Annotated in this window: 22 protein-coding genes and 5 pseudogenes; 12 read left to right on the forward strand and 15 right to left on the reverse strand. The window is 71.5% G+C overall.

Going from position 1 to position 25,969, the window contains the following annotated elements; translation table 11 throughout:
- Nucleotides 1-53: 53 nt before the first annotated feature.
- Genes ACFY0F_RS18985 through ACFY0F_RS18995 form a run of 3 tightly spaced genes read left to right on the forward strand, consistent with a single transcriptional unit; the run spans nt 54 to nt 4,780 of the window.
- Nucleotides 54-1,586, forward strand: coding sequence for a tetratricopeptide repeat protein (locus tag ACFY0F_RS18985; protein ID WP_388795043.1), 1,533 nt, complete (start codon nt 54-56; stop codon nt 1,584-1,586).
- The gene (locus ACFY0F_RS18990) at nt 1,583-3,148 is read left to right on the forward strand and encodes a sulfite exporter TauE/SafE family protein (RefSeq protein WP_388795046.1); all 1,566 of its coding nucleotides are present in this window, start codon (nt 1,583-1,585) and stop codon (nt 3,146-3,148) included. The genes ACFY0F_RS18985 and ACFY0F_RS18990 overlap by 4 nt, the downstream gene beginning before the upstream one ends.
- 27 nt (nt 3,149-3,175) lie before the next feature.
- Nucleotides 3,176-4,780: a protein kinase gene (locus ACFY0F_RS18995; protein WP_388795049.1), complete on the forward strand. Its 1,605-nt coding sequence runs from the start codon at nt 3,176-3,178 to the stop codon at nt 4,778-4,780.
- Nucleotides 4,781-4,783: 3 nt separating this feature from the next.
- On the opposite strand, the gene ACFY0F_RS19000 is transcribed toward ACFY0F_RS18995, so the two are convergent.
- The gene (locus ACFY0F_RS19000; protein ID WP_388795052.1) at nt 4,784-5,590 is read right to left on the reverse strand and encodes an SGNH/GDSL hydrolase family protein; all 807 of its coding nucleotides are present in this window, start codon (nt 5,588-5,590) and stop codon (nt 4,784-4,786) included.
- Between the two features lie 197 nt (nt 5,591-5,787).
- Between ACFY0F_RS19000 and ACFY0F_RS19005 the strand changes: the two genes are divergently transcribed.
- Nucleotides 5,788-6,882, forward strand: a complete 1,095-nt coding sequence (locus ACFY0F_RS19005) for a DUF5925 domain-containing protein (RefSeq protein WP_388795055.1) — start codon at nt 5,788-5,790, stop codon at nt 6,880-6,882.
- 15 nt (nt 6,883-6,897) lie between these two features.
- Nucleotides 6,898-7,674 (forward strand): DUF72 domain-containing protein, encoded by a 777-nt coding sequence (locus ACFY0F_RS19010; protein ID WP_388795058.1) that lies wholly within the window; start codon nt 6,898-6,900, stop codon nt 7,672-7,674.
- 36 nt (nt 7,675-7,710) lie between these two features.
- Here the strand turns inward: ACFY0F_RS19010 and ACFY0F_RS19015 are convergent, their stop codons facing one another.
- Nucleotides 7,711-8,082, reverse strand: coding sequence for a GntR family transcriptional regulator (locus ACFY0F_RS19015; protein WP_388795061.1), 372 nt, complete (start codon nt 8,080-8,082; stop codon nt 7,711-7,713).
- A 71-nt stretch (nt 8,083-8,153) separates the two neighbouring features.
- Between ACFY0F_RS19015 and ACFY0F_RS19020 the strand changes: the two genes are divergently transcribed.
- Both ACFY0F_RS19020 and ACFY0F_RS19025 read left to right on the forward strand, forming a co-directional pair.
- Complete coding sequence (locus tag ACFY0F_RS19020; RefSeq protein WP_388795065.1) at nt 8,154-9,083, forward strand: GNAT family N-acetyltransferase; 930 nt, start codon at nt 8,154-8,156, stop codon at nt 9,081-9,083.
- Complete coding sequence (locus ACFY0F_RS19025) at nt 9,064-9,564, forward strand: DUF402 domain-containing protein (RefSeq protein ID WP_388795068.1); 501 nt, start codon at nt 9,064-9,066, stop codon at nt 9,562-9,564. Before ACFY0F_RS19020 ends, ACFY0F_RS19025 begins: the two co-directional genes overlap by 20 nt.
- A 12-nt stretch (nt 9,565-9,576) precedes the next feature.
- Here the strand turns inward: ACFY0F_RS19025 and ACFY0F_RS19030 are convergent, their stop codons facing one another.
- Nucleotides 9,577-10,191, reverse strand: coding sequence for a class I SAM-dependent methyltransferase (locus tag ACFY0F_RS19030; protein WP_388795071.1), 615 nt, complete (start codon nt 10,189-10,191; stop codon nt 9,577-9,579).
- Between the two features lie 139 nt (nt 10,192-10,330).
- Between ACFY0F_RS19030 and ACFY0F_RS19035 the strand changes: the two genes are divergently transcribed.
- On the forward strand, nt 10,331-10,465 hold the full coding sequence (locus ACFY0F_RS19035; RefSeq protein ID WP_388795074.1) for a hypothetical protein: 135 nt from the start codon (nt 10,331-10,333) through the stop codon (nt 10,463-10,465).
- A 168-nt stretch (nt 10,466-10,633) separates the two neighbouring features.
- Here ACFY0F_RS19035 and ACFY0F_RS19040 read toward each other — a convergent pair whose 3' ends face one another.
- The gene (locus tag ACFY0F_RS19040; RefSeq protein ID WP_388795077.1) at nt 10,634-11,494 is read right to left on the reverse strand and encodes an esterase/lipase family protein; all 861 of its coding nucleotides are present in this window, start codon (nt 11,492-11,494) and stop codon (nt 10,634-10,636) included.
- 215 nt (nt 11,495-11,709) lie between these two features.
- On the opposite strand from ACFY0F_RS19040, the pseudogene ACFY0F_RS19045 reads away from it, so the two are divergent.
- Both ACFY0F_RS19045 and ACFY0F_RS19050 read left to right on the forward strand, forming a co-directional pair.
- A pseudogene (locus ACFY0F_RS19045) lies at nt 11,710-11,919 on the forward strand (response regulator transcription factor); the annotation flags it as partial.
- A 5-nt stretch (nt 11,920-11,924) separates the two neighbouring features.
- Nucleotides 11,925-12,196 (forward strand): annotated as a pseudogene (locus tag ACFY0F_RS19050) (hypothetical protein); the annotation flags it as partial.
- 4 nt (nt 12,197-12,200) lie between these two features.
- Here ACFY0F_RS19050 and ACFY0F_RS19055 read toward each other — a convergent pair.
- Nucleotides 12,201-12,637: pseudogene (locus ACFY0F_RS19055) on the reverse strand (IS5 family transposase); the annotation flags it as partial.
- A 63-nt stretch (nt 12,638-12,700) separates the two neighbouring features.
- Nucleotides 12,701-13,552 carry an alpha/beta fold hydrolase gene (locus tag ACFY0F_RS19060; RefSeq protein WP_388795266.1) on the reverse strand — a complete coding sequence of 284 codons (852 nt, stop codon included), beginning with the start codon at nt 13,550-13,552 and terminating at the stop codon, nt 12,701-12,703.
- Nucleotides 13,553-13,654: 102 nt separating this feature from the next.
- Between ACFY0F_RS19060 and ACFY0F_RS19065 the strand changes: the two genes are divergently transcribed.
- Entirely contained in the window at nt 13,655-14,068 is a 414-nt protein-coding gene (locus ACFY0F_RS19065; RefSeq protein WP_388795080.1) for a winged helix-turn-helix transcriptional regulator, read from the forward strand.
- 21 nt (nt 14,069-14,089) lie between these two features.
- Here the strand turns inward: ACFY0F_RS19065 and ACFY0F_RS19070 are convergent, their stop codons facing one another.
- Complete coding sequence (locus tag ACFY0F_RS19070) at nt 14,090-14,314, reverse strand: hypothetical protein (RefSeq protein ID WP_388795083.1); 225 nt, start codon at nt 14,312-14,314, stop codon at nt 14,090-14,092.
- 148 nt (nt 14,315-14,462) lie between these two features.
- Between ACFY0F_RS19070 and ACFY0F_RS19075 the strand changes: the two genes are divergently transcribed.
- Nucleotides 14,463-14,849 (forward strand): hypothetical protein, encoded by a 387-nt coding sequence (locus ACFY0F_RS19075; RefSeq protein ID WP_388795086.1) that lies wholly within the window; start codon nt 14,463-14,465, stop codon nt 14,847-14,849.
- Nucleotides 14,850-14,935: 86 nt separating this feature from the next.
- Here the strand turns inward: ACFY0F_RS19075 and ACFY0F_RS19080 are convergent, their stop codons facing one another.
- From ACFY0F_RS19080 to ACFY0F_RS19115, 8 genes and pseudogenes are all read right to left on the reverse strand, one after another.
- Nucleotides 14,936-15,913: an FG-GAP repeat domain-containing protein gene (locus ACFY0F_RS19080; protein WP_388795089.1), complete on the reverse strand. Its 978-nt coding sequence runs from the start codon at nt 15,911-15,913 to the stop codon at nt 14,936-14,938.
- Nucleotides 15,914-15,978: 65 nt separating this feature from the next.
- Nucleotides 15,979-18,507 (reverse strand): FG-GAP-like repeat-containing protein, encoded by a 2,529-nt coding sequence (locus ACFY0F_RS19085; protein ID WP_388795092.1) that lies wholly within the window; start codon nt 18,505-18,507, stop codon nt 15,979-15,981.
- Nucleotides 18,508-18,686: 179 nt separating this feature from the next.
- Nucleotides 18,687-18,794: pseudogene (locus ACFY0F_RS19090) on the reverse strand (enolase C-terminal domain-like protein); the annotation flags it as partial.
- 117 nt (nt 18,795-18,911) lie between these two features.
- Nucleotides 18,912-19,886 (reverse strand): hypothetical protein, encoded by a 975-nt coding sequence (locus ACFY0F_RS19095; RefSeq protein WP_388795095.1) that lies wholly within the window; start codon nt 19,884-19,886, stop codon nt 18,912-18,914.
- A complete protein-coding gene (locus ACFY0F_RS19100; RefSeq protein ID WP_388795098.1) occupies nt 19,883-23,344 on the reverse strand; it encodes a DNA polymerase III subunit alpha in 3,462 nt (1,153 codons plus the stop codon). Before ACFY0F_RS19100 ends, ACFY0F_RS19095 begins: the two co-directional genes overlap by 4 nt.
- A gap of 178 nt (nt 23,345-23,522) precedes the next feature.
- Nucleotides 23,523-23,648 (reverse strand): annotated as a pseudogene (locus tag ACFY0F_RS19105) (S1 family peptidase); the annotation flags it as partial.
- A gap of 376 nt (nt 23,649-24,024) precedes the next feature.
- Nucleotides 24,025-24,924 carry a S1 family peptidase gene (locus tag ACFY0F_RS19110; RefSeq protein WP_388795101.1) on the reverse strand — a complete coding sequence of 300 codons (900 nt, stop codon included), beginning with the start codon at nt 24,922-24,924 and terminating at the stop codon, nt 24,025-24,027.
- Between the two features lie 261 nt (nt 24,925-25,185).
- Nucleotides 25,186-25,968, reverse strand: a complete 783-nt coding sequence (locus tag ACFY0F_RS19115) for a DUF1684 domain-containing protein (protein WP_388795104.1) — start codon at nt 25,966-25,968, stop codon at nt 25,186-25,188.
- Between the last annotated feature and the right edge of the window lies 1 nt (nt 25,969).

Consider the following 25,969-nt stretch of genomic DNA (forward strand, 5'->3'; position numbering starts at 1 on the left):
CCGCGCCGCCCCATGACTTTTCCGCAAGACGACCAGGCGACCCAGGAGAGGGCATGTCCCCGCGCACGAACGACAACGAGCCCGCCGGCCGGCCGGTGGACGCACCCGAGGGCGACGTGCCCGACAGCGCCCCCGCTGTCGCCGACTCCGCTGCCGCCGCAACGGAACCCACCACCGCCGCGGCGCGGCCCCCGGCCACGGAGGCCGCCTCCCAGAACGACGAGCGTGTCGTCGCCGTGCGGCGGGTCGGGGCCGCCGGGCGGAAGTGGCGGGCGGCCCGGCTCGCAGGGTGTGCGGCGCTGCTGGCGGTCGCGCTGACCGGCGGGGCGATCGCCTTGGGTGCCGCGCGGGACGGCTCGCCCGCGACCGTGGCCGCCAGCTCCACGGCGGTCTCCCCGGGGCTGCTGGCGAGCGGTGACCTCGACTCGACCATCACCGCCCTCCAGGCCCATCTGCGCGCCCAGCCGAAGGACTACGGCAGCTGGGCCACCCTGGGGCTGGCCTACGACGAGCAGGCGCGGACCAAGGGCGACCCGTCCCGGTACCCGCAGGCCGAGAAGGCCCTGAAGCGCTCGCTGCGGCTGTCCCCGGACAACGACCAGGCCCTCGCCGGCCTCGCGGCGCTCGCCGCCGCGAGGCACCAGTTCGCGCAGGCCCTCACCTACGCCGACCGGGCCCTGAAGGAGAATCCGTACAGCGAGCGCGCCCTGTCCTCCCGTATCGACGCCCTGGTCGAACTCGGCCGGTACGACGAGGCGTCGAAGGCCGCCGACACGGCCGACGCACGCAAGCCCGGTGTCCCCGTGTTCACCCGGTACGCGTACGTGCACGAGCTGCGCGGTGACGTGAAGACGGCCCGCCGGGTGCTCCAGCAGGCGCTGTCCACCGCCACCTCCCGGGGCGACATCGCGTACGTCTCCGCCCAGCTCGGCCAACTCGCCTGGAACCAGGGCGACTACAAGAGCGCGCTCCATCACTACGCCCGCGCCCTGGCCGCCGACGAGAACTACCTCCCCGCGCTGGAGGGCCGCGCCCGCGCCCAGGCGGCGAGCGGTGACCGGGCCGGCGCGATCAAGGGCATGGAGCTCGTCGTCTCGCGGTACCCGCTGCCCGGCCCCCTCGTCGAGCTCGGCGAGCTGTACGAGGCGCGCGGCAAGGACGGCGACAAGGCGAAGGCCCGGGACCAGTACTCCCTTGTCGACGCCTGGATCGCCCTGGCGAAGGCCAACGGCGTCAACGCCGACCTCGACACCGCGCTGGCCGCCGCGGACCACGGCGACAAGGCCGCCGCCCTGCGGGCCGCCCGCGCCGAGTGGGCCCGCCGCCACACCGTGCACACCGCGGACGCCCTCGCCTGGGCCCTGCACGTCAACGGCAAGGACCAGGAGGCCCTCGCCCACGCCCGCCAGGCCACCGCCACGGGCTACCGCAACGCCTCCTTCCTCTACCACCGGGGCATGATCGAACTGGCCACCGGCCACCGGAAGGACGGCCGCGCCTCCCTGACCGCCGCCCTGAAGCTCAACCCCGGCTTCTCCCCGCTCGGTGCCCGTGAGGCCCGCAAGGCCCTGGAGGCGGCCAAGTGAAGTCCCGCCGCCTCCTCGCCGCCGCCCTGGCCGCCGGCGCACTCGTGCTCCTGCCCGCCACGGCCGCGAGCGCCCACCCGCTGGGCAACTTCACCGTCAACCGCTACGACGGTCTCGTCGCCGCCCCCGGACAGCTCCGCGTCGACCACGTCGAGGACCTCGCCGAGATCCCGGCCACCCAGGCCAAGCCCGACATCAGGAAGCTGGGCCTGACCGAGTGGGCGCGGCAGCGGTGCGCCACGGCCGCCGAGGGCAGCAGGCTGACCGTCGACGGCCACAGGACCGCCCTGTCGGCCGGCACCGCGCACGCGAAGCTGCGCCCCGGCCAGGCCGGGCTCAACACCCTGCGCGTGGAATGCCGGTTCACCGCCCCGCTCCCCAAGGGCGACACCGTGGCCCTCGGCTTCCACAGCGCGGGCGTCACCACGGGACCCGGCTGGCGGGAGATCACCGGGCGCGGTGACCGGATGACGCTCACCGCCTCGGACGTGCCGAAGACCTCGGTCTCCCACGAACTCACGGCGTACCCGAAGGACCTGCTCTCCTCCCCGGCCGACACCGTCACCGCCTCCGTGCACGCGCGGCCCGGCGGACCGGCCCTCTCGGAGGAGCGCCAGGACGCCCCGGCCTCCGCCATCCTGCCCCGCGGCGCCGACCGGTGGACCCGCGCCCTGGACGACCTCGTCGCCCAGCACGACCTCACCGTCGGCTTCGCCGCCCTCGCCCTGCTCATCGCGATCGGGCTCGGCGCGATGCACGCCCTCGCCCCGGGCCACGGCAAGACCCTGATGGCCGCGACGGCGGCGGCCCGGGGCGGCCGGGCCCGTATGCGGGACGTGCTCCCGCTGGCCGCCTCGGTCACGGTCACCCACACCCTGGGCGTGGTGGCCCTCGGACTCCTCGTCACCGCCGGTTCGGCCGCGACCCCCTCGGTGATCGCCTGGCTGGGCATCGCGAGCGGCCTGCTGGTGACCGGCGCGGGGGCGAACCTCGTACGCCGGGCACTGCGCAACCGGCCACAGGGGCACAAGCACGACCACGCTCACGGCCACGCTCACGACCACGACCACACCCATGAGCACGACCACGACCACGACCATCAGCACGACCACAGTCACGACCATCAGCACGGCCACCCGCACGACCACGACCACCACCATCACGACGGCGCCGTCGAGCACACCCATGGCGGCTTCACCCACACCCACGCCACCGCCCCCACCCTGCGCGGCACGATCCTGCTCGGCTTCGCGGGCGGGCTGGTGCCCAGTCCCTCCGCGGTCGTCGTGCTGGTGGGTGCGGCCGCCCTCGGGCAGGCGTGGTTCGGTCTGCTGCTGGTCGTCGCGTACGGCGTGGGGCTGGCGCTCACGCTCACCGCGGCCGGATTCGCCGTCGTCAAGCTGGGTAGCGGAATGAACCGGGTGCTGAACCGTCGCCCCCGGTGGACGGCCGGCCCCGTGGCCGCCCTGGTGCGCAGGACCACGCCCCTGGCATCCGCGTTCGTCGTGCTGGTCCTGGGCGCCGGATTGGTGCTCAAGGGGGCGGCATCCGCACTCGGCTGAGCTACTTTTGTGGAGAAATCACGCGAGATGCCATGGGGGGCACCCGTGTCCGAACAGCCGGGCAGTGAACGTGTGATCGCCGGCCGCTACCGTCTGCTGTCGCCGCTCGGCGAGGGCGGCATGGGAACCGTGTGGCGGGCCCTCGACGAGGTGCTGAACCGCGAGGTCGCCGTCAAGGAGGTGCGGGCCCCGGCCGGGCTGCCCGGTGCGGACGTCGAGCGGCTGTACGCCCGCCTGGAACGCGAGGCCTGGGCGGCGGCGCGGGTCGCGAACCGCAATGTGGTCACGGTGTACGACGTGGCCGTGGAGGGCGGCCGGCCCTGGATCGTCATGGAGCTGGTGCGCGGGCTGTCCCTCGCCGACCAGTTGGAGGCGGAGGGACCGCTGCCCCCGCAGCGCGCCGCGCACATCGGCGCCGAGGTGCTGGCCGCGCTGCGCGCCGCCCACGCGGCCGGGGTGCTGCACCGGGACGTGAAGCCGGCCAACGTGCTGCTGGCGAACGACGGCCGGGTGGTGCTCACCGACTTCGGCATCGCCACGGTCGAGGGGAGCTCCGCGCTGACCATGACCGGCGAGGTGATCGGCTCGCCCGAGTACCTCGCCCCCGAGCGGGCGCTCGGGCGGACGCCCGGCCCCGAGTCGGACCTGTGGTCCCTGGGCGTACTGCTGTACGCGGCGGTCGAGGGCGGTTCGCCGTTCCGTCAGGACACGCCGCTGAGCACCCTGCGCGCGGTCGTCGACGAGGAGTTGCCGCCACCGCGCCGGGCCGGGCCGCTCGCCCCGGTCATCGAGGGGCTGCTGCGCAAGGATCCGGCCGAGCGTCTGGCCGCCGAACCGGCCGAGCAGGACCTGCGGCTGGTCGCGGCGGGCGGTACGCCGCGTGCGGACTCCGTGGCCATGGGGTCGTACGCGCCGACGGCCCCGACCCGTCCGCAGCGGCCGGCGTCCCCGACGCCGCCGATGGCCATGCCCTCGCCGACCGCCACGGCACCGCAGCCGGAGCCGGACCGCAATCGGCGTGCCGGCGTCGTCCTGGTGGCCGGCCTGGTCGTCGTGGCGCTCGCGCTGGCCGGGCTGACGTACGTACTGCTCAACCACCACACCGCGAAGGACGAGAGCAGCGGCGGCGCGAGCACCGACCGGGCGAGCAGCCTCAGTTCGCCGGCTCCGACTCGCAGCACCGGCTCGCACACGGGCGCACCGCCGCCCTCGCGGGGCAGCAGCCCGGCGAGTTCGGCCCCGGCCCAGTCCGTGCACGTCACCCTGACGGGGGCGCACACGGAGTACTCCGGGAGCTGTCCGCCGCCGAGTGCGCAGGCGCCCGCGTTCACGGCGACGTTCACGGTGGGCCGGCTGCCCGCGCAGGTCGAGTACCGGTGGGTGGTGAAGAGCGGCTCGGTCTCCGACTCGGGCTGGAAGACGCTGTCGTTCCCGGCGGGCGGGGAGAAGTCCAAGCAGGACAGGGTCGTCGTGACGACCTACAAGGAGAGCGGGACGGTCGAGAACGCGATCGGCGTCGAGGTGCGCAGCCCGGTGCGTACGACGTCCGACCAGGTGCCGTTCTCGGTGACCTGCGCGACGACGGAGACCCCGTCGGACGGGGCCTCCTCCTCGCCTTCGGCCTCTCCCTGACGGTCAGGCGGCACCCGTGAGGACGGGCAGGTAACCGCCGGACTGGCCGGACGCGGTCGGGTGGTACGACTCACCGATGTTCAGCCAGTCGAGGCTGTGCAGCCAGGAGCTGCCGGAGCAGATCTCGTGGCCGGTGAACGGGGTGCGGACGTCGCCGAAGACGAAGCCGTGGTCCAGGGCGCGCTTCTGGACGGCGCTGTTCAGGTAGTCGGACGCGTCGTTGATCGCGGCGCGCTTGGTGTCGGAGAGGCCGACGCACGTCGTCCCGAGCTTGTAGAAGCGCGGGTAGCCGAGCACGACCACATGGGCGGACGGGGCCTTGGCGCTGATCGCGGAGTAGACGCTGTCGAGCTTGCCGGGCAGCGTCGAGTCGACGTACGCCTTCGCGGCGTCGAGCTTGGCCAGACAGGTGCTGTCGGAACCTGTCACACAGGTCGTCATGACGTCGGCGAAACCCGCGTCGTTGCCGCCGATGGTGATGGTGACCAGGCTGGTGGAGGAGTTGAGCGAGCCCAGCTGGTTGTTCAGGACGTCGCCCGTCTTGGCACCCGAACAGGCGTTGAAGGCGAACGAGGACGGGGCGTGCGCGGCGTTCCACAGGTACGGGTACGCCTTGGTGCTGCGGTCGCAACTGCCGCTGGAACTGATGTAGCTGCCCGAACCCACCCCGGAGGAGTAGGAGTCGCCGAGCGCCACGTAGCCGCCGGTCGCGGCGAGGGGGGACGCCTGCGCCGTGGCGGCCCCGGTGAGGGCGAGGCCGGTGGCGAGGAGGAGTGAGGTCGCGAATGCCGTGAATCGGGAACGTCTCATGGAACCTCCCTTTAGCAGGATCTCTGCCGTAACTGTCGTAGCAACTAGGCGTGTTGACGGGAAGTGTCCATGCCAAAAATTCGTTCGCCTTTCATGCGCATGCCCATCTCGATGACTGGCCGTCACCTCTTGTGCGGAACAGGGCGGCACGGCGGAAACCGGGTGCGCCGGACGGTCCCGTGCCGGATCATGGCGGCATGTCTGCGAACCCACACGACGCTCTGCCGATCCGGCTCAACGTCGACGACTCCGACTCGCCGTCCGACGTCGTCGACGCGCTGTTCCTCGGCCGCTTCGCGACGGGCGAGCAGCCGTACGCGCACGCGGCCAACATCGACCGGGTCCGCTCCGGCGTGAGCCTGCTGCCGTGCGGCGCCCGGGTCCTGCGCGTCGCCCGGGACGACGACCGCAGCGCGACCCTCGCCGAGGGCGACGGCTGGACCCTGCTGGTCTCCCGCTGGAACCGGGGCGCGGACGTCACCGTCACCGCGACCACGGCGGAACTGGCCGCGCAGGTGCTGAACGAGGCGACGGACGGCGCGGCCGACGAGCCCGAGCCGCAGCCGGAGAACGTGACGATGGGCTTCTGGTACGTCTCCCCGAGGCGGGGCCCGCACCGCACCACCCGTCAGATCTCCGCGGGCACCTGGGAGGAGGTCCGCGTCAACTACACCGCACCGGTGGCGGAGGCCATGGACCGCCTGATGAAGACCACCCCCGAGGACATCTCGGGCCGCCTGCTGCTGCTCCACGGCCCGCCCGGGACCGGGAAGACCTCGGCGCTGCGCACACTCGCCCGCTCCTGGCGGGACTGGTGCCAGGTGGACTGCGTGCTCGACCCCGAGCGGCTGTTCTCCGACGTCGGCTATCTGATGGACATCGCGATCGGTGAGGAGGACGCGGCGGGCAAGGGCCGCTGGCGGCTGCTCCTGCTGGAGGACTGCGACGAACTGATCCGCGGCGAGGCCAAGCACACCGCCGGCCAGGCCCTGTCCCGTCTGCTGAACCTGACCGACGGCCTGCTCGGCCAGGGCCGCAACGTCCTGGTCGGCGTCACCACCAACGAGGACCTGGAGCGACTGCACCCCGCGGTGGTCCGGCCCGGCCGCTGCCTGGCCCGTATCGAGGTCGGCAGGCTGACCCGTCCGGAGGCGGTGGCCTGGCTGGGCACCGAGGAGGGGGTGGGCCGGGACGGGGCGACACTGGCGGAGCTGTACGCGCTGCGCCGGGGCACGTCGCCGACGTCGGTGCCGGGGGCGCGGGACGGGGCGGACGCGGGGCTCTACCTGTAGTGCTTTGATGAGGTTATGACCCTGTTCGTCGGCACCTCGGGATGGCAGTACAAGGACTGGCGGGAGCTCGTGTACCCGGCCGGGGTGCCGGCGCGGCTGTGGCTCGAGGAGTACACACGGCTCTTCGCCACGGTGGAGATCAACAACGCGTTCTACCGGTTGCCGTCGTACGACACCTTCGCCTCCTGGCGGGTGAGGGTCCCGCCGGACTTCGTGGTGGCGGTCAAGGCCAGCCGCTACCTGACCCACATCAAGCGCCTCAAGGACCCGGAGGAACCGGTCCACCGTCTGATGACCCACGCGGCGGGCCTCGGCGGCCGTCTGGGCCCGGTGCTGCTCCAGCTCCCGCCGACCCTGCGCGCGGACCCGCCGCTGCTCGACGCCTGTCTGGCCTGCTTCCCGTCCACCACGAGGGTCGCGGTCGAGCCGCGCCACGACTCCTGGTGGACGCCCGAGACGCGCAAGGTGCTGGAGTCCCGGGGTGCCGCCCTGTGCTGGGCGGACGTCCTGGCCCGCCCGGTGGCCCCGCTCTGGCGCACCGCCGACTGGGGGTACGTCCGCTTCCACCAGGGCCGCGCCCGGCCGTGGCCGCGCTACGGCCGGCGCTCGCTGGAGACATGGGTCGACCGCATCGCGACCACCTGGCCCGATGTCCTCGACGTCTACGCCTACTTCAACAACGACCCGGGCGGCGCGGCGGTGGCCGACGCGACGGCCTTCGGCAGGGCGGCGACGAGAGCGGGCCTGACGGTGACCCGCACGCCCGGCCGGCCGGCGCTCAGCGGGCAGTGAACGGCGGCCGGTACCCGGAATCGGGGCCCCCTCCCCTCACCCCTGCCCGTATGCCGCACGCAGTGCGTCCCGCACGGCGTCGAGCGCCGCGCCCTCGTCCAGCCCGAGCCGCCGCACCCGCTCGGCGTAGGCCTGAGCCGCAGCCGCCGCCTCACGCACCGCCGCCGAGCCCGCGGCAGCGACGAACGTCCCGTTGCGGCCCCGCGTCTCGATCACCCCGTCCGTCTCCAGCGCCCGGTACGCCTTGGCCACCGTGTTCACCGCGAGCCCCAGCGACTCGGCCAGTCCGCGCACGGTCGGCAGCCGGTATCCCACCGGCAGTTCACCGGACCGGGCCTGCTCGGAGATCTGCGCCCGCACCTGCTCGTACGGCGGCGCGCTGTCGTCGATGTGGATCTTCAAGGTCACGGGCCGATTGTCCCGTACCCGCCGGAAAATAAGAGGCATCCGGGCACGGTGGCCGCATACCGTGCGGCTCCATGACAGTGATCGTGCGCGACCTGCGTCCAGACGTCCGGACCGACGTGGAGGGCTTCGCCCGCGTCCGGATGCTCGCACTCCCGTTCTTCCTGATCACCCCCGACTCCCTGGTCCATGACCTCACCCACGCGCACCCGGAGAGCCATTACCGGCCCCTCGTCGCCGAGGAGGGCGGCGAGATCATCGGCTCGGCCCAGCTCGGCATCGTCCACGACAGCGCGGACCCCGGCATGGGCTACCTGAACGTGTACATCCACCCCGAGCGGACCCGCCGCGGTGCCGGTTCGCTCCTGGTCCGCGCCGCCGAGCAGCATCTGGCCGCGCACGGGGCGAAGAAGGTGTTCGCCTGGGTGCTGGACGAGCCCGGCAACCGCCTCTTCGCCGAGCGGCACGGCTACCGGTCCAGTCGCTCCGCGCACTTCCTCCGGCTGGACCTGGCGAACGGCACCCTGCCGCCGCTCGGGGAGCTCCCGCCCGGCGTGGAGCTGCGTACCGGAGCCGACTTCGCGGCCGATCCGCGCCCGCTGTTCGAGCTGGACGCGGAGACGATGTCCGACGAGCCGAGCGACATCGCCTACGAGTTCACGGACTACGAGGCCTGGCTCGCCGAGAGCTGGAACCACCCGCTGGTCAGCCATGAACTGACCTCGGTGGCCGTGGTGGACGGCCGCCCCGCCGCCTTCAGCGTGGCCCGCATGGACGGCGGCACCCGCTACGGCACCGTCATGACCGGCACCGCGCGTGCCTTGCGCGGCCGGGGCCTGGCCAAGCTGGCCAAGAACGACTCCCTGCACCGGGCCCGCGCGGCCGGGTTCACCGAGGCGTTCACCGGCAATGACACGGGTAACGGCCCGATGCTGGCGATCAACAAGTGGTTCGGGTACGAGGTCTGCGCGACGGAGGTGCGCCATGTCCGCGAACTCGGCTGACGGGGCGACCGTGGTGGAGGTCGTCCTGGTCAAGGGCGGCCGGACGAAGATCCGTTACGACAGCGCGCTCATGGGGGACGACGGCACCCGGGTCACCGTGAGGGCCCCGTGGGCCGGCGCCGGGGTCCGCGACTTCGGCTTCGTACGCTTCGAGCCGGGTGACCTCTTCACCGAGCACTACTGGCGCGACCGGTGGTACTCCGTGAAGGAGGTCCGTGCCGCCGACGGCACCCTGAAGGGCTGGTACTGCGACATCACCCGCCCGGCGGTCCTGACCGGCACCGAGCTGGTCGTCGAGGACCTCGACCTGGACCTGTGGCGCTCCGCCGACGGCAGCGACGTACGACGGCTGGACGAGGACGAGTTCGCCGAGAGCGGCCTGGCGGAGAGCGACCCGCAGGCCGCCGCGGCGGCCTTGGCGGCGCTCGACGAACTGGAGGCCCTGGCCCGCGGTGACGGCTTCGGCACCCTGCTGACCTGACGCGTGCCTGACTCAGACCCTCGCCACCACCGCATACCGCTCGTCGCCCACGGTCTTGCCCCACAGCGCCGTGTCGTCCGACAGCCGCTCCACGCGCACCTCCCCGGCGACCGCCTCCAGGAGGCCGGCGAGCCGGTCCGCGGGTATGCCCACCGGCGAGACCGTCCCCCACACGCCCTCCACCAGCACGAAGCGCCCTCCCGGCCGCAGCAGTCCGCGCCAGCGGCGCAGGACGCGGGCCGGGTCGGGCAGCGTCCACAGCACGTGCCGTACCAGCACGACGTCGAAACGCCGCTCCCCTACCGGGGGTGCCGCCGCGTCGCCCACCAGGAAGACCGCGTCGCGGCCGGCGAGTTTGGCCCGGGCCAGTTCCACCATCGGCGGGGACAGGTCGACTCCGGTGACGCGGTGCCCCCGCTCGGCGGCGAGAAGGGCCAGGCTGCCGGTGCCGCAGCCGAGATCCAGGACGTCGGCGGGACGGTCGGGCAGCCAGGTCCCGAGCCGGGCCGCCCAGGCCGCACGCACCTCCGGGTCGCGCAGACCGTGGTCCGGTTCCTCGTCGAAACCCGCGGCCTCGGCGTCCCAGTCGACACTCACCGCGATCGCCCGACCACTGTTGTTTGTCATGCCGCAAAGAGTGACACCCGCCACTGACATCCGAATCGTGACAACCGCCACTGACAGACCCGAATCGATGAGGAACTCTCGCCGAAAGCGTCTGCCTCCCTGGCATCAGGGAACCCGGTAGGCACTGAAGGAGGCAGCCATGCGCCGCGTAACCGTGCACAAGCCCCTGAAGAGGACGGACGCCCGCCGCGTCCGCGAGGAGACCGAGGAGCTCCCCGCGGGCCGCCCGGAGGTGCGCAAGGACATCGCGCGGACATGGTGGCCGAACGGCTGACCGGCGTGCGCACGCCGGATACCTGATCCCGGTCTGATCCCTCCCTTAACGCCACCATAAAGATCCCCGTGAACCGCCCCGAGCCGGCGGTTCCACGGTTTGCTGGTGCCGGTCAGGTCCCCGACGGGGCCTGTCCGGCGGCTCAGGCCGGACAGGCTCCGGCGACGGTCAGCTGAACGCCGACGCGCAGGTGGTGGCGGTGGCGTGGGCCGGGTCGAGGGCGTTGGCCACCTCGTGGAAGGCGATGCGGTCGAAGAGCCCGATCGCCACGTGTTCGGAGAGGTCGAGCGGGCACAGGTCCTGCAGCAGGACGTTGGTGACGTCCGACCCGCTCAGATACTGGGTGCGCCAAGGAGTGGCCACCTCGTCGTACTTGGTGGCGAGCACCGTGTACCGCACCCCGGGGACGGTGTCGCCGCCCGCGTTGAGCTTGGTGAGGAAGTCGGATCCGGCGATCTGGTCGGCAAGGCCGGGGGTGGTGGCCTTGAGCAGGTCCGCGGCGCCGGGGAAGTACGGCAGCAGGTTGGTCAGACCGCTCAGCGTGGTGCCGTGGTTGTCGGGGGCGATACCGACGAGGGCGTTCACCTTGGCGGCCCCGCCGAGGAACCTCAGGTAGTAGCGGGGCATCAGGCCGCCCTGCGAGTGCCCGACCAGGTCGGCCTTGGCGGCGCCGGTGGCGGCGAGCACCTTGTCGACGAAATCGGACAGCTGCTGCGCCGACTTGTCGATGGGTCCGAGACCGTAGAAGACGGGGACGCCGGACAGCTGGCCGTAGTCGAGGGAGTAGACGCAGTACCCGCGGTCCTTCAGGTACGGCGCGAGGGACAGCCAGTTGTCGACGGAGTTGCCCAGCGTGCCGTGGACGAGGACGACGGGGCGGGGATGGGCGGCGGAGGGCTTGCAGGAGTAGTCGTTCCATCCGCTGGAACTCGTGGTGGAGGCATGGGCGGTTGCGGCGGGGACGGCGGCGACGGCGGCGGTCAGCAGCAGCGCGGCCAGGGGTCTGAGCACTCTCTTCCAGGGCAGCATCGGGTGATCTCCTCGCGGCTCAAGGGAGTTCGACGGCCATACGCCCTGTGATCCGGATCACGGGATGCTGTTCATTCGTCAAGTTACGGATGAGTAGCACTTATGTGAAGTTACGCGTCAGTAAAAACTTCCAGTGATAACCGGGGGTCCGTCGACGGCCCACGGGCGCGGTTTTCGGTACGACGGCGACATGTCCGGGCTCGTAGCCTCGGAACATGCGTGTGCTGATCGTCGAGGACGAGCCCTATATGGCAGAGGCCATCTGCCATGGCCTGCGCCTGGAAGCCATCGCGGCGGACATCGCGGGTGACGGCGACACCTAGGTCGCCAAGAGCGTCGTCGCCTCCGGCAGTGGCATGCCGATCCTCATCCTCACCGCTGCCGACCGTCTCGACGACAAGGCCACCGGGTTCGCGCTCGGCTCTGCCCCCTGGCCGCCTCCGGCGCGGACCTGCTGGCCCTGGAGGAGATCGCCGCACAGGCGAAGCCGGTGTACGAGTAGGAGCTGGCGAAGGCGTGCCGGTACCACTCCGTGCTGGGCACGGTGGGGCTGTGGAGCAGGACGTCGGGCCGCTGGGGGACTCCAAGCCGGCCGACGTCAAGCTGGCCGACAGCCGGGCGCTGCGTGCGACGGTGGCCACGGGCCACTGGCCACTGGCCGTGTATGTGGCCCATCTGGGATCCGTTCGCGTGAGTCTTAGAGGTCCTAACAAAGGCGTTGGATGTGTCGGTGAGTGATCAGGCAGGGGGCGAGACCGAGGAAGGCCTCGTGGATGTCGTCGCGTCGCTCCCAGCGGATCCGCAGGCGGCGGAATCCGTGCAGCCAGGCAATGGTGCGCTCTACGACCAGCGGAAAATGCCCAGGCCAGAGCGGTGTTCCACGCCTCGCTCCGCGATGACAGGGCGGATACCGCGCTGCCACAGTAGGCGTCGGCATTTGTCGTGGTCGTAGCCGCGGTCGGCAAGCAGGGCGTCAGGCCGATGTCTGGGCCGGCCGACAACGCCGGCAACCGCCGGGATCTTGTCGAGCAGGGGCGGCAACTGAGTGACGTCGTTGCGGTTTCCGCCGGTCAGCGACACCGCGAGAGGGATGCCCTGGCCGTCGGTGAGGACGTGGTGCTTGCTGCCCGGCCGTGCGCGCTCACATGATCAACGGCTTCTGTTAGGAACTCTAAGGGCGTGTATCGAATGTCAGCCCCGCCCCGGTCACGCTGCTTTCGCGTCTTCACCGGCCAGGAACGGATGCAGCAGCGCGAGCAGCGCGTGCGGCCGGTGCAGCGGGATGATGTGGCCGCAGTCTTCGATGACGTGTCCGGTGAGATCGTCGGTGACCGGGCGGAGTTGGCGTTCCAGCGCAGCACCGACGGGCCGGGCGCCCAGCGCCATCGTTGGCACCGTCAGGCGGGCGGTGGCGACCGCCTGCTCGATCTGTACCGCGCTCTCGGGAAGGGCCCGGTAGTACGAGAACGCGCAGCTCAATGCCTGGCGGCCGGTGTATGCGCGGACGAAGGCGTCCCGGAGGGCGGGGCGCACCCCGTCGCCGAGTGTGCCGGCGCTCAGAAACCAGTCGACGTAGGCGGCCTCGTGGCCCTCCAGCACGGTCTCGGCGAGGCCGGGCGCGGCGGAATGGAAGCCGAACCACCACGGCGGCCCGTCGGCGAGGAAGTCCTCGGCGCCGGGCAGCCTGCCCAGAACGGACTCCATGACGACCAGGCGCCGGACGAGACCGGGACGGCGCAGGGCGAGGAGGAAGGCCGGGGCGGTGCCCGCGTCGATGCCCACCACCGCGGCCGAGGACACGCCGAGCGTGGTGAGAAGCGCCGCAGCGTCCTCGGCCAGGGTGCCCGCGTCGTACCCGGAGGCGGCCCGGCTGCTCGCGCCGAACCCGCGCAGGTCCGGCGCGATGACGCGGTAGCGGCCGGACAGATCGGCCATGACGTCGGTCCACAGCTCCCAGGTGTGCGGGAAGCCGTGCAGCAGCAGGACCGCCGGGCCCGATCCGCTGAGGGCGACGTTCAGTTCGACACCGTTGGCGAGGACGCGTCGCAGGTCGGGCACGGAGGGCTCCAGGTGTGTGGTGAGCGGTGGTGACCTGCTCACGCTAAGGAACTATCCTGGTCCGTCCAAGACGGCACTTCTCCTTCAGGTGGTGAGCCCCGGGTGACCACGTCGAGGTCCGGCGAGCCCGGTCAGCGGGCCGGCGAGCGGGGTGATCTGCTGGATCCGCGCTGCCCGACCCGCCGGTTGCTCGACCGTATCGGCACCAAGTGGACGTCGATGGTGGTCAAGGTGCTGGCCGAGGAGGCCCCGGGCGAGCTCCGCTTCGCGGAATTGCGACGCCGTATCCCCGGCATCTCACAGAAGATGCTGTCCGTCACCCTGCAGAGCCTGGCCCGCGACGGCCTGGTCGCGCGCCGCGTGGAACCGACCGTGCCGCCCGCCGTCCACTACCGGCTCACCGAGCTCGGCCTGTCCCTCGAAAGACCGCTCTCCGCCCTGCGGGTCTGGGCCGAGACGCACATGCCGGAGATCGACCGCAGCAATCAGCTCGCCGACGAGTCACCCCCCAATTAGCGCGTGGATCGAATGTGCTGGTCACAGCCACTCGTTGATGGCCGGGACAAGGACGGTCACCTCGTAGCGGACCGCCAACTTGTCATACCGCGTGGCTACGGCCCGGTGTCTTTTGAGGCGGTCAATCCCGCACTCGACAGCATGCCGCTCGCAGTAGTCAATCGGGTCGGACTTCGGCGGCCGACCGCCAATCGAGCCACGTTTCTTGCGGTTGCGGGCCTGGTCGGCCTTGTCCGTGCCCTGCACGACCGAGGCTTCCCCCGCGACGTCATCGACGTCTTCAGCGCCAGCGAGCTGTACACCATCGGGGAACGAAGAGTTCGACCTGGAGGAACTGCACGGCCGGCTGGAAGCGGTCGACTTCACCTCCGACCGCGAGTACGCCACGTATGACATGAGCCCCGTCCACATCGCCGAACTGCGCGCCTGGGTCCGGCACTGGCTCGACGTGGCCCACGGCGGCTACGGCAACCGGGCGAACGGGCCCGACATCCCGCACCAGCAGCTGACCGAAGCCCTGCGCACAGACGCCCACGCGGCCACACCCGACGAGGCGGTCCGGGCGCGGGAGTACGCCGACGACCTGGCCTCGGCCGTGGACGCCCAGGACACGGACCGAACAGCACGCATCCTGGCAAGGATCAACGCACTGCTGTCCACAGCCACCGCGGCCTTCACCCTGACCCGGGGGTCTCCTGCGCCCCGGCTCGTAGGGGAGGGGCGCGGTGGACGGCCCCGCAATCCGTGTCACGACCTCGTCGCGACCCTCGTATCTTTCTGAGCCCACGCCCACACGGACGGCTGCGACACCCGCGCCCAGGTCCTCAAGGCCGATGTCATGAGGACCTGGGCCGGTGAGCTCGACGGTTACGGGTCTCCGCCCTGGTTGAGGTACGCCTCTACGCTGCCGTCCGGCGGCACCACGAGGTAATCCGCGCGACCGTCGCCGTTGATGTCGGCGAACTCGACCAGGCTGGTGCCGGTTCCCGGAGCGATCTGTCCCAACGGCGCCCAGCCGTCGACGCCGTCATGGTCGCCCCCGTTGTTCACCCAGGCCTTCACCGCTCCGGAACTCCTGTGCAAGGCGAGATAGTCGTCCCGCCCGTCGCAGGTGATGTCCGCCAGGCGAAGCGAGGTGAACTGAGGGTTGTCACCGTAGTTGTCGAGGCCGCCGCGGGCGATCTGCCCGCGCGGTTCCCAGCCGTTCACGCCCGGCCGGTCGCCTCCGGCGTTGCGCCACTCGGTCAGCGCGCCGGTCGTGCGGTCCTGTACAAGGTAGTCGGCCTTGCCGTCACCGTCGATGTCGGCGAATTGGACCCAGCCGCTGTCTATGCCGGCGCCGCCACGTGCGAACTGCAGGTGCTCCTCCCATCCGGGGTGGAAGCCGTCGTTGTCGTAGGTGTCGCCGCCGCGGTTGAACCAGGCGTCGACCTCACCGTCGGCGTTGACGACGAGGTAGTCGTCCCTGCCGTCGCCGTCGACGTCCGCGAACCGGATCTGACTGGGTGCCGCTCCATTGCCATTGCCGATCCGACCGCGGTACGCCCAGTCTCCATTGCCGTCGCCACCGCGGTTCATCCACGCCCGCACACCGCCACCGACGTCCAGCACGATGTAGTCGGCTCGGCCGTCTCCGTCGAGGTCGGCGAACCGGATCTTGTCGCGGTACCTGACGACGCCGTCCTGCGGGCCTGCGGCGATCCGACCGATGGGCCGCCACCCGCCGCGCTCGGTGCCGCAGGCGGCCGCAACCGCCCGTCCGGGCAGGATCAGCGTCGACAGCACGGTCACCATGACGACGGCGATGCTCCCGGGTCGTACTTGTCTCCTGGACCGAACGCCCATCCTCGGCCTCCTCTTCGTGGGGCGGAATACGGGGTGGGGCCGGTGGTGCGAGGGTTCCGTACCGGTCACGCCGGATCACCACCGTTGTTGCGGTACTCGGTGACCGATCCGTTGTAGTCCACCACGAGGTAGTCGGCCCTGCCGTCGCCGTCCAGGTCGGCGAACTGGACCAGCGGGTTGCCGATCCCCGGGGCGGTCACTCCGATCGGCTGCCAGCCGTCGACGCCGTCATGGTCGCCACCGTGGTCGAGGAAGGTGGTCACGCCACCGTTGTTGTTGGTCACCAGGTAGTCCGTGCGGTGATCGCAGTTGACGTCGGCCAAGTGCAGGTAGGGCCAGTCGTGGCTCGTGCCGCCGCGGGCGATCTGTCCGCGTGGTTCCCAGCCGTTCACGCCCGGCCGGTCGCCCCCGGCGTTGCGCCACTCGGTCAGCGCGCCGGTGGTGGGATCGACCTTGAGGTAGTCGGCCTTGCCGTCGCCGTCTATGTCGGCGAACTGGATCTGGTCGACGGTGGCGCCGGTGCCGCCCCGGGCGAACTGCGGCCATGCCTCCCAGGTCGGATGCCACCCGTTGTGGTCCACGGAGTCCCCGCCGTGGTTGATCCAGGCGTCCACCTCGCCGCCGTCGTGCACTACGAGGTAGTCGGCCTTGCCATCGCCGTTGACGTCGGCCAGCCGTACCTGGTCGATGGTGAAGTTGCCGCCCGCGGCGTACTCGCCCCTGTACTGCCACCCGGCGCCGCCGGGGGCATCGGTGCCCCGGTTGAGGTAGGCGACGATGGAGGCGCCGTCGCCGAGGATGAGGTAGTCGGCCTTGCCGTCGCCGTCGAGATCGGCGAACCGCACCCGGTGCGGCAGGTCGTCGGACGGTTTGCCGTTCACTCCCTTGGCGACGATGCCTTTCGGCTGCCAGCCGCCGCGCTCGTTGCACTCCGCGGGAGTGTTCGGCGAAGTGGGCGTTCCCGGCTCGGCCACCCATCCCAGGTAGATGGTGGTCAGCAGTGCCATGTAGAAGGAGTCGGCGATCTTCTGGTAGCCGGCGTCATTGGGGTGCACCACGTCGTGCAGATCCGCGGTGGTCAGCGAGGAGAGCTCCACCAGGAAGACGTGCTGTCCGTCGTCACGGCGTTTCTTTGCCACCCGGCGCACACCGTCGTTGTAGGCGTCGATCCTGGCCTGGTACTGGGTGTTCGTCGAAGGCGGCACGGTGGCGACGAGGATGGTCACGCCCGGGTCGTCGGTCAGGATCTGCCCGAGGTAGGCGTCCAGCCGGTCCGGGGCATGCGCCACGTCGGTGTTGTGGACCATGTCGTTGGTACCCGCCAGAACGCTCACCACGTTCGGCCGGTAACGGGCGAAGGACGCCTCGGAGTCGTGCTCGATCTGGGCGATCTCCTCGCCGGGCCACGCCTCGTTGGCGAAGCCGCCGGCACTGCGGTCACCCACGAACGCACGCTTGGTGATGAGCAGATCGTTGCTCGCTCCCATTCCCAGGAGACTGTAGATGGTCGCTGTGCCGAGCTTGATGTCGAGGTCTTCGATGTACCCACCGCCGGTACTGCTGCCGAAACCGTCGGCGTACGTGATCGAGTCACCGGTCGCCTCCCACCGCACGTCGGACAGGGGCAACGGCTCCGCCGCGGCCTGCATCCGGCCCAGCCCGACAGGGAAGTGATCGGAGTTCAGGCCGTCCCTGCGGTCGGCGTGACCCAGATCGATCTGCGGACGTTGGGTGGTGACGAAGTAGTCCAGTCGGCCGCCGTTCTGGTGCGTGGGTATGTTCTGGGGCGTGTCGTGGAAGATCACGCCGGCCGGCAGTGAGTAGCGGGTCTGAAGGATGCCGGGGTCGACGTTGAAGTCGCCACCGACGGTCCAGGTGTAGGTCTGTCCCGGCGGCTGCCAGCCGGTGACGGCGCGGTCGATCGCGTCCAGCAGTACCGCGGAGTCCCCACCGCCGCCGGACAGCCCGTGCACCGTGAAGTACCAGTGCGAACCGTACCGGGCCCCCAGCGCGGTGCGACCTGCGGCAACCGGGTTCTCCACCACCTGGATCTCGTCCGGTATTTCACTGAGCACCAGGGCGATGTTCACCCGGCCGCCCTCGACTCGCGGGTTGAAGTTGGGATCGTCCTGTGTCTGCAGGAAATACACGTAGCGAGTGGTGCCTCTGCTGGTGCTGCCGATCTGCCATTGGGCGCTCAGCACCTCGTAAGTTCTCTGCACCCCTTGGGAGTCGGTAGTGGTGCGCTGTATCGACTGGCCACGTTGCGCTCCCGCGGGCGGTGTCGGGCCCACCTCTTGCAACATCAGGATCGGCGCCTGCAGCGCCATTCCCTCAACGCAGTCACGCCACTTCGCGCCGTTGTCCGACCCCTGCATGTTCCAGCTGATCAGCGGCGTGACGTCCAGCGGCCGGTCGGCGGCCTCGGCGGCCTTCGGGACGGCCCCCAACAGCCCGGCCATCATGGCGAGAACGATGGCGAAGGACGGGGCGCGCCGCAGCAAGCCGGCCCGCCGGTCCGGCGACCCACGGCGCGGGGCGCGGCGCCAGGCATGCGGACGGTAAGCATCCGGATGCTGCTTGGGTAACTGCATGATTCTGCCTTCCCTCGCCACTGTCCCCGAGCCAGGACCAGGCAATGGGCGCGCGGCAACGGGAATCCCCGCCTCATTCAGGCGGACATGACAAGTAGAACACCCCTCGCGGAAGAGCTCCGACCTTGCGGCTGGAAACAGCCTTTGGGGGGAGGCGCGCAAGTGGAGAGACGGTCCTGAATGCCCAGGTGCGAGTTGGAGTGCATCGACAGGGCGATGCCGAACGCCTCGCAGAGGGCGGCCAGTTCGCGGGTGCGGCGCAGCCCGCCCCAGTAGTGGTGGTCGGTGCCGGATCGACCAGATCCTCACCCGGGGCGTGGAGCCGCGGAGTTCATGGGTGCTGCCGGCCACCGGGAGCGACCACCGTCCGGTGGCGGCCCGCGTCAGCTGGTGACCGAGGGGGCCTACGCGGCCAGCCGTCCCGGCATCACCGCTCGCGGTCCGAACTTCGCCCGCGCCCGGTCCGCGACCTCCTCGATGCGGCGGGCCTTCTCGTCCACGGGGTCGAAGGTGAGCTGGTGGGAGGCCTGGTCGGCGGGGGTGAGTCCCTCGGCGCGCAGGGCGAGGGCGCGGACCCGGGCGCGCTGGAGACCGAGGGCCTCGTACATGCCGTACGCCGTCCTGGTCAGCGCCGCGGAGTGTGCGGTCGGCTCCTTGAGGGTGCGGGTGCGGGTGGTGGAACTCCGGTCGGCGTAGCGCACGGTGAGGGTCAGGGTGCGGCAGACCTTCTCCAGGGCGCGCAGCCGGGCGCCCAGTTCCTCGGCGGCGGACAGCAGTGCCCTGCGGTGAAGGTCCGGGTCCAGTTCGTCGCGGCCGAAGGGGCGTTCGACGGCAAGAGAGCGGGAGACGGCGTTCGGGACGACCCGGCCGCGGTCGGTCCCGTTCGCCTTCTCGTGCAGCTCACGGCCCGTTTTCGCGCCCACCAGGCGCTGCAGCGTGGACAGGGGGGCCGCGGCGACCCGGCCCAGGGTGTCGAGGCCGTAGTCGCACAGGGTGCGGGCGGTGGCGGTGCCCACACCCGGGAGCGCGGCCACGGGGCGGTCGGCGAGGAACTCCCTGATGGCGTCGGGGTCCTCGGGCACGACACAGGTCGTCCCGGGCCGCGCCTCGCGCAGCGCCATACGGGCCAGCAGCGGGCCCGGCCCGGCGCCGATCGCGCAGTCGACGCCGTGCAGCGCGAGGGCGCGGACCCGGATCACCGCCGCCAGTTCGACCGCGCTGCGCCCGAAGTAGCGTTCCGCGCCCCGCAGATCGGCCAGCGCCCCGTCCGGCGGCAGCGCCTCGACGACCGGGGTGAAGTCCTGCAGCAGCCCGAGCAGTGCGGGCAGGGCCGCCTCGTGCGCCGGCGGCAGCTGGAAACGTACGCAGAGGATGGTCATCCCGCACTCCCCGGACTCTGGTGCCACAACTTCTTCCCACCCGCCGGGCCCTCGCCCGCGGGACGCAGATCGGCCCAGGGGTGCATCTCGTACCCCGTGGGCATGCGGATCGTCCGGCTCTCGGCCGCGTCTCTCCGCGGCTGGGGAACGGGTTCCGCCAGCCGTGCCGCCACCTCGTCGAGGCCGCCCTCGGCGCGCAGTTCGACCAGCTCGGCGAGGTTCCAGGCCGCGGAGCCCACCACGCTGAGGCTGCGCGGACCGCGCCGCTGCACCACCCCGCGCACCAGCAGCAGCCAGGAGTGGAAGACGGTGTGCGCGCAGGCGTCGTGGGAGTCGTCGAAGAAGGCCAGGTCGACCAGGCCCGTGCCGTCGTCCAGCGTGGTGAAGACGACCCGCTTGCCGGACCGGATCGGCGGGGTCTGGGTGGCCGCCTTGGCGCCCGCGACCAGGACCGTCTCGCCGTGCCGGGCCGTACGCAGCCGGCGTGCGGCCACCACGCCGAGCTCGTCGAGGAACTCCCGGTGGTCGTCCATCAGATTGCGTGAGGCGTCCATGGACAGCACGCCCAGCTCGGCGCTGAGCCGCTCCTGGGAGGTGAGGTCGGGCAGCCCGGCCGGGGCGGTCCGGCGCCCGCCGGCCAGGGGGAGCTGGCCGCCGCCCGCGCCCCGGGCGCCCCGGTGCAGCTCGGACAGGTGCAGCTGCAGGTCGCGGCGGTTGGCGCCGAAGGCGTCCAGCGCACCGACCTGGGCCAGCCTCTGGGCGAGCGGGCGGCTGGGCCGGGCCCGCTCCCAGAAGTCCAGCAGCGAGGCGTAGGGCTGCCCGTCGGCGATCCGGCCGGCCTCGGCCTCGCTGATGCCGTGCACGTCGGAAAGGGCGAGTCGCAGCCCCCACACCCCATCAGATGCGGACACCGGGTCAGATTCAGACACCAGTTCGATCCTGTGTGCGACCCCCGACACGTTCACGTCCAGCGGCAGCACCGGAACCCCGCGCCGCCGGGCGTCGGCGAGCAGCAGCCGCTTGGGGTACATCCCGGGGTCGTGCGTGAGCAGCCCCGCGTAGAAGGCGGCCGGGTGGTGCGCCTTCAGCCACGCCGACTGGTAGGTCGGCACGGCGAAGGCGACCGCGTGCGCCTTGCAGAAGCCGTAGGAGCCGAAGGCCTCGATGATCTCCCAGGTCCGCTGAATCGTTTCCGCGTCATAGCCGTTCGCCGCCGCGTGCTGCGCGAACCAGAACCTGATCCGCCCCTGCGACTCCGGGTCCGACAGCCCGCGCCGCACCCGGTCCGCCTCGCCGCGCCCGCAGCCGGTCATGATGTCGACGATGTCGATGATCTGCTCGTGGAAGACGACGACGCCGTACGTCTCCCTCAGCGGCCCCTCCAGATCCGGGTGCGGATACCGGACCGGCGCCCGCCCGTGCCGGGCCTCGATGAACGGCCGCACCATGTCGGCGGCGACCGGGCCGGGCCGGAAGAGGGAGATGTCGACGACGAGATCGTGGAAAGTGGCCGGCTGCAGGCGCCCCACCAGGTCCCGCTGCCCCGGCGACTCGATCTGGAAGCAGCCGAGCGTCTCGGTGGAGCGGATGAGCTGGTACGTCGCCGGGTCGCCGGGCGGCAGGCCGTCGAGGTCCACCTCGGTGCCCGCCGCCCGCTTCACCTCCGCGACCGCGTGCGCCATCGCCGACTGCATCCGCACGCCCAGCACGTCCAGCTTGAGCAGGCCGAGGTCCTCCACGTCGTCCTTGTCGAACTGCGACATGGGGAAGCCCTCGCCGCTGGTCGGCACGACCGGCGTACGGGCCAGGAGGGAGGCGTCGGACAGGAGCACTCCGCAGGGGTGCATGGCGACTCCGCGCGGGAGGGCGTCGAGGGCCTCGACCAGCTCCCAGAGTCTGCCGTAACGCTCCTTCTCCCCCGCGAGTTCCTTCAGCTCGGGCAGTTCCTCCAGGGCCGCGCGGGCGTCGCGGGCCCGGATGTGCGGGAAGGACTTGGCGACGCGGTCGATCTCGGCGGGGTCCATGGAAAGGGCCGCGCCCACGTCGCGGATCGCGTGGCGGACCCGGTACGTCTCCGGCATCGCGACCGTCGCGACCCGCTCGGTGCCGAACCGGCCGATGATCGTCCGGTAGACCTCCAGACGGCGCGCGGACTCCACGTCGATGTCGATGTCGGGCAGCACGACCCGCTCCTTCGACAGGAAGCGCTCCATCAGCAGTCCGTGCTCGACCGGGTCGGCGTGCGCGATGCCGAGCAGATGGTTGACGAGACTGCCCGCGCCGGAGCCCCGCGCCGCCACCCGGATGCCCATCTCCCGTACGTCGTCGACCACTTGGGCGACGGTCAGGAAGTACGAGGCGAAGCCGTGGTGGGCGATGATGTCCAGCTCCCGGTGCATCCGCTCCCAGTAGGCGCGGTCGCCGGAGTAGCCGCGCAGCACCATCCCCGCCGCCGCCCGCGAGGCCAGCGTCCGCTGGGCGGTGCGCCGGCCGGCGCCGACCAGGTGCGCCTCGGGGAAGTGGACGGTGCCGATGCCGAGGTCGTCCTCGGGGTCGACCAGGCACTCCGCGGCCGTCGCCCGGGTCTGCTCCAGCAGGCGGTGGGCGGTGTCGCGCCGGTAGCCCGCGGCCTCCACGACCCGTTCGGCCACCCGCGCCATCGCCTCCGCGTCCTTCAGCCAGGCCTCACCGGAGTCCAGCTCCTTGGCGGGGTCGACGGGGACCAGGCGGCGGGCGGCGTCCAGGACGTCGGCGACCGGGCCGAGGCCCGGGTCGGCGTACCGGACGGCGTTGCTGAGCACCGGCCGGATCCCCTGCTCGGCGGCGAAGCCGACGGTGCGGGCGGCCAGCCGCAGGGAGCCGGGGCCGGTGCCCTTGCGGCCGTGCCAGACGGCCTCCAGGCGCAGGGCGTCGCCGTGGACCTCGCGCCAGGGCGCGAGGAGCTTCGCGGCCCGGTCGGGGCGGCCCGCGGCGAGGGCGCGGCCGACGTCGGAGGCGGGGCCGAGCAGGACGGTCAGGCCGTCGCCGTGGTTGTCGGACCAGGGCAGCAGCGGGACGCCCTCGGCGGTGTGGGCGGCGGTGACCAGCCGGCACAGGCCGGCCCAGCCACGGGCCCCGTCCCGGGCGAGGAAGGTCACTCGGGGTGTCGACTCGTCGATGAAGGCACCGCCGCGGACGGGGGTACGCCGCCGCTCCGTCGAGGCGGCCGCGTCCCGGCGCGCGGCGCCGTCCCGCCCCTCCGGTCCCTCCACCGCCAGCTCCACCCCGAACAGCGGACGGACGCCGGCTCCGGCACAGGCCTTGGCGAAGCGGACCGCACCGGCGAGAGTGTCACGGTCGGTGAGGGCGAGGGCGTCCATGCCGCGTTCGGAGGCACGCTCGGCCAGCCGCTCCGGGTGCGAGGCGCCGTAGCGCAGGGAGAACCCGGAGACGGTGTGCAGATGCGTGAAACCCGGCACACGCACCTCCCGCTCTCATGAGCCCCGAACGACTCTCGAACATCAGTTCCCTACTCCCACCCCCACCATACCCTCATCCCCGAACAAGCGTGCGACATGCGTTCGGGCACGTCCACCTGCGCAAACGCGGCAGTCCAGCCCTCTCTGGACGCAACCGCCCGGCTGCCGGGTCCGCGGATCAGCCGATCCTGGCACCCGTCGCCGACAGGGCCTCCGTGACCGGATGGAAGAACGTCGCACCGCCCAGGGCGCAGTCACCGCTGCCCCCGGAGGTCAGGCCGAGACTGCCACTGGATCGGGAACCAGCCAAGCAGGCCCGTCCGCCGAGCGCAGCGTGTCGATCCGGGGGCCCGATGACGACCTGCTCGCAGGTGTCTGCGAGGTACCGTTCGCCCGCCGCCTCGTGGACGTACCTGGCCACCACCTACGCTCGCACCGGTCGCCGCAGGAGTCCGCGCCCGAACACGCTTGGCGACCCGTGCGCGGCGGGCACCACACACTTGACCGGCACCGGTGACGTCATACTTCGCGGCGTTGGCCGCCCACGCAAAACGCTCGGCTGGGAAACCCCAGCCGAGCGTCTGTCCGAACTGCTCGCCACACGTCAGTGATCACATGGTGCGGCGATCACTGGAATCCGCCGATCGCGCGCGGCGGCCCGAACCGGCCCGGAGGGACCGTCAGCCGACGCTCACGCCGTACGCGCTCAGCGCCTCGGTGACCGGCTGGAAGAAGGTCGTACCGCCGGAGCTGCAGTCACCGCTGCCGCCGGAGGTCAGACCGTAGGCGACGGAACCGCCGTACAGCGGGCCGCCGCTGTCGCCACCCTCGGCGCAGACCGTGGTCTGGATCAGGCCGGACACGACGTCACCGCTGCCGTAGTTCACGGTGGCGTTCAGCGCGGTGACCCGGCCGCTGTGGGTCCCGGTGGTGGAGCCCCGGCGGTACACGGTGGTGCCCACGGACGGGGTGGCCGCGCTGGAGATGGTCTGGCTGCCGACCGCGCTCGGGTGCGCGATCGAGGAGTTGGTGTACTTGACCAGCGCGTAGTCGTTGCCCGGGAAGCTGTAGCTCACGTTCGTGCCCAGCACCGTGCTGTGACTGGAGTTGCTGTACCAGGTGGAGGCGACCTCACCGCAGTGCCCGGCGGTCAGGAAGTAGTAGGTGCTTCCCTTGTGCACGTTGAAACCGAGGGAGCAGCGGTAGGAGCCGCCGTAGATGGCGTCGCCGCCGCTGATCAGCTTCTTGAACGTGCCGGGGGTGTGCTTGATGCTGATGGCACCGGAGCCGGCGCCGGCCTGCCGCTTGATCCTGGCGATCTCGACCGGCGACACGGTGCTGTCGACGGTGACGACGACCCGGTCGTTCTTGCTGTCGACCGCCCAGGCCGTGCCGGGGACGTCCGCCTTGAGCACGGAGCTGCTCACCGTGCTGAGCTGGGCGGAGCTGAAGGTCTGGGCGTCACTCGCGTTCGCGGTGGGGACGGCGAACGCGGCCGCGGCCACCAGTGCGCCGGCCACGGCGGTCAGCCGGGTCCGTCTCGCGATGGGGCTGCGGGGGATGTTGCGCTTGATCCTCACGTTTCGTTCCCTCCCAGGGGAAGTCGGGGGCCCGCGTGGGGTCGGGGCCCGTGAGGCGCAGCCAGGGGGGTGTCAACGTGCGGAATCCGGACACACCGTGCCCCTGACAAGCGCTGTGGGGGAGTATTCGATCGAACGGCCGGTAGGCGCAAGGGCGCCTTTCGGCCGTGCGACTGTGTGCGGTCTGTGCCGACTGTGCGCGTTCTCGATGTGATTCGTGCGCTTTGACACCCTGTCAGGACCGCATGGGAGCCGGATGGTTCAGAGAAGTCCCCGCTCCCCCGCCTCGACGGCGACGTCCAGCGTGTTCCCCGGTGGCGGGAAGGGGCATATGAAGTGGTCTGCGAAGGCGCACGGTGGCAGCAGGGCCCGGTTGAAGTCGACGGTGGTCCGGCCGTCGGCGTCGGGAGCGGCCGGGTACAGGAACCGGAACCGATAGCTGCTGTCGCCGCTGGTGGCGTCGGCGAACACCGCCCACAGCACACCGCTCGCCTGCCGCGCCACCTGGAGCGTCAGTTCTCGCCCGGCCAGGGTGAAGGCGAGCTCTCCGGTGAGGGCGAGCCCGCGCTCGATCCCGTCCGCGGTACCGACCCGGACGGTGCGTGTCCCGTCGTACGGGGTGAAGCGCCCCGGTACCGACCAGCGCGGGTCGTACGGGGTGGCGTCGATGCCCCGGAACGCCCGGCGGGCCTCGGCGTCCGGGTCGTAGTCCCGGACTCCCCAGATCCCCTCACGCACCAGCACGACCAGCCGCCGCTTGCCGAGCGCGACCCTGGACGACTCCTCCGGCCCGCTGTCGGCGGTCAGGCGCGTCCCGCCGGAGAAGGGCCGGCCGTCCACGGTCAGGCCGTCGGCCGCCGTGGCGGTGAGCACCACTTCGTCACCGTCCACGGCCCAGAGACCGGGGATGTCCGGAAGTTGCCCCTCCGGATAGTCCTCGATCCAGTACGTGCCGGTCAGCGCGAGCGGCCCGTAGGGCGCGGACACCGTGTCCACGCGCTCCTCGTGCCACCGCCTCCAGTCGGAGGACGCATCGGTCGTCATA

The organism is Streptomyces sp. NPDC001544 (genome assembly GCF_042894285.1).
GTDB lineage: Bacteria > Actinomycetota > Actinomycetes > Streptomycetales > Streptomycetaceae > Streptomyces.